This window comes from Sphingobacterium sp. SGL-16 (assembly GCF_011043515.1).
GTDB classification, from domain to species: Bacteria; Bacteroidota; Bacteroidia; order Sphingobacteriales; family Sphingobacteriaceae; genus Sphingobacterium; species Sphingobacterium litopenaei.
Map to the genome: position 1 here is coordinate 1 of NZ_JAAKGQ010000087.1, position 5,655 is coordinate 5,655.

A 5,655-nucleotide genomic window follows, 5' to 3' on the forward strand; every position below is an offset into this window, starting at 1 on the left:
TAACTTTCGTTGTTTCTCAAACTACTCGTTACGCTACATGATCATTTTCTTAAAGAACTTTTATCGAATCCGCATCGCGCTTCTTCTTATATTCCGAGCATTGCTGCTGTACTTATCTTATTTTGTTTTCCCTTCGTTTCCGTCGGGACTGCAAAGGTAGAAACTTTATTTTAAACCGCAAATTTTATTTGAAGTTTTTTTTGTTTACCTCCCGTCAGGGATGGCTTATGGTTTTCCCTGATTTCTCAGTTGAAACCGCTTCTAACCTCGTATTTCACTGCTGTTACCAGCATTCCTCCCTTGCGGAGTGGTGCAAAGATAGGTAAGTTTCTACTCTACTTCCAAGCGTTTTGGTAAAATATTTTTGATATGGAAGCTAAGTCGCTGGAGCATTGGGGGATAAAAACATTTATTATTCTACAACAAGCTCTACTTCCTTTCTAAGCAAGCGCCCTTTAAGGTCTATCCCTTCTATTATAAGTAAATATTTGCCTTTTGAATCAGATGTAAAGAAATCGAACGAGGCTTTACCTTGTTCATTCGTAACTATTGCAGGTTCCCAATGTATAGTGGAACGTAAGTCTGAATTGTATTTATTAGCCTCATCTACATCATACGCTGGCTTATAAAAGTTCTTAATAACTTGGAATCCTTGAGGCTGCACTGTTAGTATTCCTTTCGGAACATAATTGTTCAATGCTGAAGATCCTCTTTTGGAGGTAATAACAATTAATCCATTCGCGCCATTAGAACCATATATTGATGTATAATTCACATTTCGCAGCACTTCTATACTTTCTACATCTGCAGTATTAATCATGGAAATATTTTCTGACTCAATATACATACCATCTAGGACAATTTGCATAGGTTGATTTCCCCGTGTATTATAAGGTACACCATTTTGAAAATAAACACCCATCAAACGACCCGCTAAACACATTTCCAAAGTCGGACAAGTGGAAAGATCATCGGCTCCTAAAATCTGGTCTGCGTTTCCAGGACCATTCAGATTACTAGAATAGTCAGGAGCTTTGGACTGCTTTCTCGTAACAACGACCTCATCAATGAGTATGGCTTTTTCCTTTAAGCCCATTCGCTCTAACTCCGCAAAAAATTCTTTCGATGATTTAAGATTATCCAAATATTGCCTATTAATATCCCAATCGCTCTCTAGTGCACCTACTTTTTCATCGATGGGAAATTCTTTGTCATATTCATAGGTGATATCAATATTATTTTTGCCTTTGACCGCGTCTCGTGCTGAAATAATAAATTTAACACTATCAGGGAATAGCAAATTATCAAATTCAAAGTACCCCTCTTCATTAGAAGTCGTATCAATAAAATCGAGATAATTTCGGGTAGAAATCAACTGCACTTTTGCATTAGGTTCAGGCTTGCTTCTACCTATTTTTTTTGTGTACCCAGAGATTTTAAGGGACTTTTCAGGTTTAAATTTTGGAAGCACTTCCAGTCCAACACTTTCCCATTCAATATTCCTCCAACCTTGTGTCAACATCAAATAATCCAAATCCACACTTTTTACGTTACCTTCTTGATTGAAATAATAATTTGGATTTTCAATATAACCTTTCAAATCATTGCTCAATAAGAGTGAAGAGAGAATATGCGCTTCTGCTCTTTCGGGAAACTTAACTTTTCCTAAATCAATAACCGATGCCGAATATGCACCCATCAACAGAGAATCATCCCCTTCGCCCATATCTAAATTGACTTCCACTTTCTCACGCGTTCGATAGCTTGACTTATTCAATAAAACACGACTATTCAAATTACGCTGCCCCAGACAAAACACAGGACGTTCTATAATAGGCTGGAATTTACTATCCAGTATACTAATTGTAACCACCCCGTCAGGTAACTTCGATTTTTCAACTGTAAAAACAAGTTCCTCTTTATTTAATTTAGACTTAGACACAAACAAAACTTCTGCTAAGTGATGTACTACAAAATATACATCTGAATTATCTAGCTGGTCGGCACTTGCATTTAATTGTGCAAAAAGCTTATTGTCGTTCAAATTGTTTACCAATATGGAAAAGCCTGTTTCATGAATCCGAGGAACCTGCAAAACAGATTTTGTTCCATCAGCATATTCTGCTTCAGCTTCTAAAGGAGCTCCACTATTTAGAAACACAGAAATAGCACCCATCCCTAGTTCATTCGTTTGGAAGACGCCTATAGTGTCCGAACCTTGCTTTAATAGTATTTTGGAACTAATACCCAGACCTTGACTATTGATACTTTTTGCTGCAATCGTATTGATTTTATCCTTCAAGAGCTTCCCTCCTTCTGGAAATAATGTAGTCGCAGGCTGCTTTTTGGGATCAATAGTTTTTACAATCTTATTTACAATGTTCTTATCAATATTTTCAAAACGAAGTTTTAGTATAGGATTTACATATTTATTATTAATAGGAATCTCAATAGACCCATTTTCTGAAGAAGTTTGTGACTTCTTTTCTACCACCTTGTCTCCTTCAGTAATAGTATACGATATTCTCTTCTTTGAAATTGGCAATCCCGTTACACTATTCAAGTTGATTTTATATAAAACATCGTTCGTTCTTTTTTCATAAGTGGTATGTGTAATCACATTGTCAGTACGACCATTATAAATAGGAACTTTCTTATCAAAAAAATAATCCGACCCTGCATTTTTCATCCAATTGGTGTATGCTCGGATTCGATATACTCCTTCTGTAATCGTATCTGATAAGGTAAAATCACCAATCCCTATTCCCATAGGGGTCGAAATAGTAACACGCTGCACCACATTATTAGCTGGAGAAATAAGTTCTGCATATAATATTCCACTTAAACTCGAAAAAAGATTGGTAATTCCTATAGTGGTATAGGATTTGAAAAATATATTTTCGCCTGCCGAATATGACGGTTTATCTGTATGAAGATAAACTTTCTCTTGTGGATTTTGGAGGCTGTAATCTTGGAGTTTATCTAAAAATTGCTGAATATCCTGACCTTGAGTAGTAGTACATAACAAAATAAAAACAGCTGTTAAAAGCTTTCGCATCATAGTTTATTGATAATTAGTCTTCTAAAGATATTCCATTTTTTCCAAAAATGATGTTTAAGGCTGTATAAAATTTAAGAATCTCCTATGAGATTGTATATTTGTAGTATGAACATCTTAATCGTTGGATCAGGCGGTCGTGAATCTGCCTTTGCTTATAAAATAGCGCAAAGCCCTAAACTAACTAATCTTTTTATCGCTCCAGGAAATGCTGGAACTGAACAATATGGAAAGAATGTTAACTTAAAAGTTACAGATTTCGAGGGAATTGCATCTTTTTCTTTAGAAAATAATATTGAAATCATTCTTGTTGGTCCTGAAGAACCTTTAGTTAAAGGTATTCATGATTACTTCTTAGGAAGAGAAGATATCAAACATATCGCGGTTATTGGCCCACGACAATTAGGAGCTCAATTAGAAGGATCTAAGGATTTTTCAAAAGAATTTATGTTTAGACATAATATTCCTACCGCAGCATACAAATCCTTCAACCAATCCAATCTAGAAGAAGGTCTAGCTTACTTAGAAACTCAAAAACTTCCAATCGTATTAAAAGCGGATGGTCTAGCTGCTGGTAAAGGTGTTTTAATTTGTGAAACATTAGAAGATGCCAAAGCGGAATTAAAAGCGATGATTGCTGATGCTAAATTTGGCGCAGCAAGTAGCGTGGTTGTTATCGAAGAGTTCTTAAAAGGCATTGAATTATCCGTTTTCGTACTTACGGACGGCGAATCATACAAAGTTCTTCCTTCTGCAAAAGATTACAAACGCATCGGCGAAGGTGATACTGGTTTAAATACTGGGGGTATGGGATCTATCTCTCCTGTTCCTTTTGCCAATGAAGAATTCTTGTCTAAAGTGGAAGAGCGTATCATCAAACCAACGGTAGAAGGGTTGAAAAAAGACAATATTCCTTACAAAGGTTTTATCTTCATCGGTTTAATGAATGTAGATAGCGAACCTTTTGTTATCGAATACAATGTACGTATGGGCGATCCAGAAACAGAATCAGTGTTACCTCGTATTGAATCGGATTTAGTAGATCTATTAGAAGGTGTTGCTAAAGGCGATTTAGCTTCGAGATCTTACACCGTAAGTCCTAAAACAGCTGTTACAGTGATGTTAGTTTCTGGTGGCTATCCTGGTGATTACGAATCTGGAAAAGTAATTTCCAATATCGAGAACGTAAAAGAATCTATCGTATTCCATGCTGGTACTAAGGAAGTAAATGGCGAAGTAGTAACAGCTGGTGGTCGTGTAATCGCGGTTACAACACTTCAGGATGATCTTTTCTCCGCACTACAACAGGCTACAGCGGATGCTGGGCGTATATTTTACCAAGGAAAATACTTCCGTACGGATATCGGTTTTGATTTGATTTAAAAATATTAATTTCAAAATCAGCAGCTTATAAAAAACTGCTAAAAAATATTTTGATGGTGCAAATTATGCCCTTATATTTGCATCATCAAATCCGATAAGGCCCGTTCGTCTAGGGGTTAGGACGCAAGATTTTCATTCTTGAAACAGGGGTTCGATTCCCCTACGGGCTACTAAATCGAAGATCAAAACATACAAAAGCTTGCAAATTTAACGTTTGCAGGCTTTTTTGTTTTTACGGCAGGTCAAAATGTTCAGAAATTCGCAAACTTTTAGTGAGTCATTCGGTGAGTCATTAAATTTGATTGAAGTACTCACTGAAACGTATTCAATTCACTGATTTACAACACGTTCTATAGATGGACATCTTGATGTGTTTTTGCTGCAAGGCTAATTTTGTTACACGTTTAAATGTTAAATCATGAGTACAAATTATTCCTTGCTCTTCTACTTGAAGAAACCAAAGAATTATGTGAATGGAGCTAAGCCCATTTACATGAGAATTACGATCGATGGATCAGTATGTGAAATCTCCACAGGAAAGAGTTGTGAACCCATTCGATGGAATTCCAAAGCAAATCGATCTAAAGGAAATACTGAGGAGGTCAAGACTTTAAACAGTTATCTGGAAATGTTGAATCTGAAAGTTGCTGCTCTCCACCTTGAAATCTTGAAAATGGGAGAAATACCTACCATTGAACTTCTTAAATCAAAAATTACAGGAAAGACAGAAAGTCAAAGGACATTATTGTCGGTTCTAAGAGATCATAATCATAAAATGGAATCTTTGCTGGGTAATGGGTTTCGGGAAAATACCTTAAAGGGTTACAGGACAACCTATTCGCATTTAGAAAACTATATTACAAAGCAATTTTCAACTGCAGATATTGAACTTCATAAAATTGACCATTCTTTTGTGGTAGGCTATGAATATTATCTTCGATCTGAAAAAGGATGCTCTGATATTTCGGCTGCCAAATACATGAAGCATCTAAGAAAGATTATTAATCTAAGTCTAGCTCATGAATGGATTACCTCAAATCCTTTCAAGTTTTATAAGACACATGCTAAGCCCAAGGAGAAATCCTATCTGAACAGAAACGAACTAACACGAATCGAAAGCAAAAAGCTTAATATTCTAAGGCTCCAAAATGTCAGGGACATATTTGTGTTCTGCTGTTATACGGGACTTTCCTATGCGGATGTATCAAAATTAA

3 protein-coding genes and 1 tRNA gene are annotated in these 5,655 nt (G+C 36.0%); 3 read left to right on the forward strand and 1 reads right to left on the reverse strand.

Annotated elements, in window-relative coordinates:
* Positions 1–412: 412 nt before the first annotated feature.
* The gene (locus G5B32_RS16610; protein WP_165292615.1) at positions 413–3,061 is read right to left on the reverse strand and encodes a TonB-dependent receptor plug domain-containing protein; all 2,649 of its coding nucleotides are present in this window, start codon (positions 3,059–3,061) and stop codon (positions 413–415) included.
* Between the two features lie 105 nt (positions 3,062–3,166).
* Here G5B32_RS16610 and purD point away from each other — a divergent pair, with 105 nt between their 5' ends.
* From purD to G5B32_RS16625, 3 genes are all read left to right on the forward strand, one after another.
* Entirely contained in the window at positions 3,167–4,441 is a 1,275-nt protein-coding gene (purD, locus tag G5B32_RS16615; protein ID WP_165292616.1) for a phosphoribosylamine--glycine ligase, read from the forward strand.
* 98 nt (positions 4,442–4,539) lie between these two features.
* Positions 4,540–4,611: transfer RNA gene (locus G5B32_RS16620), tRNA-Glu, on the forward strand.
* 248 nt (positions 4,612–4,859) lie between these two features.
* The coding region (locus tag G5B32_RS16625; RefSeq protein WP_206366944.1) for a site-specific integrase at positions 4,860–5,655 on the forward strand (796 nt) is incomplete at its 3' end.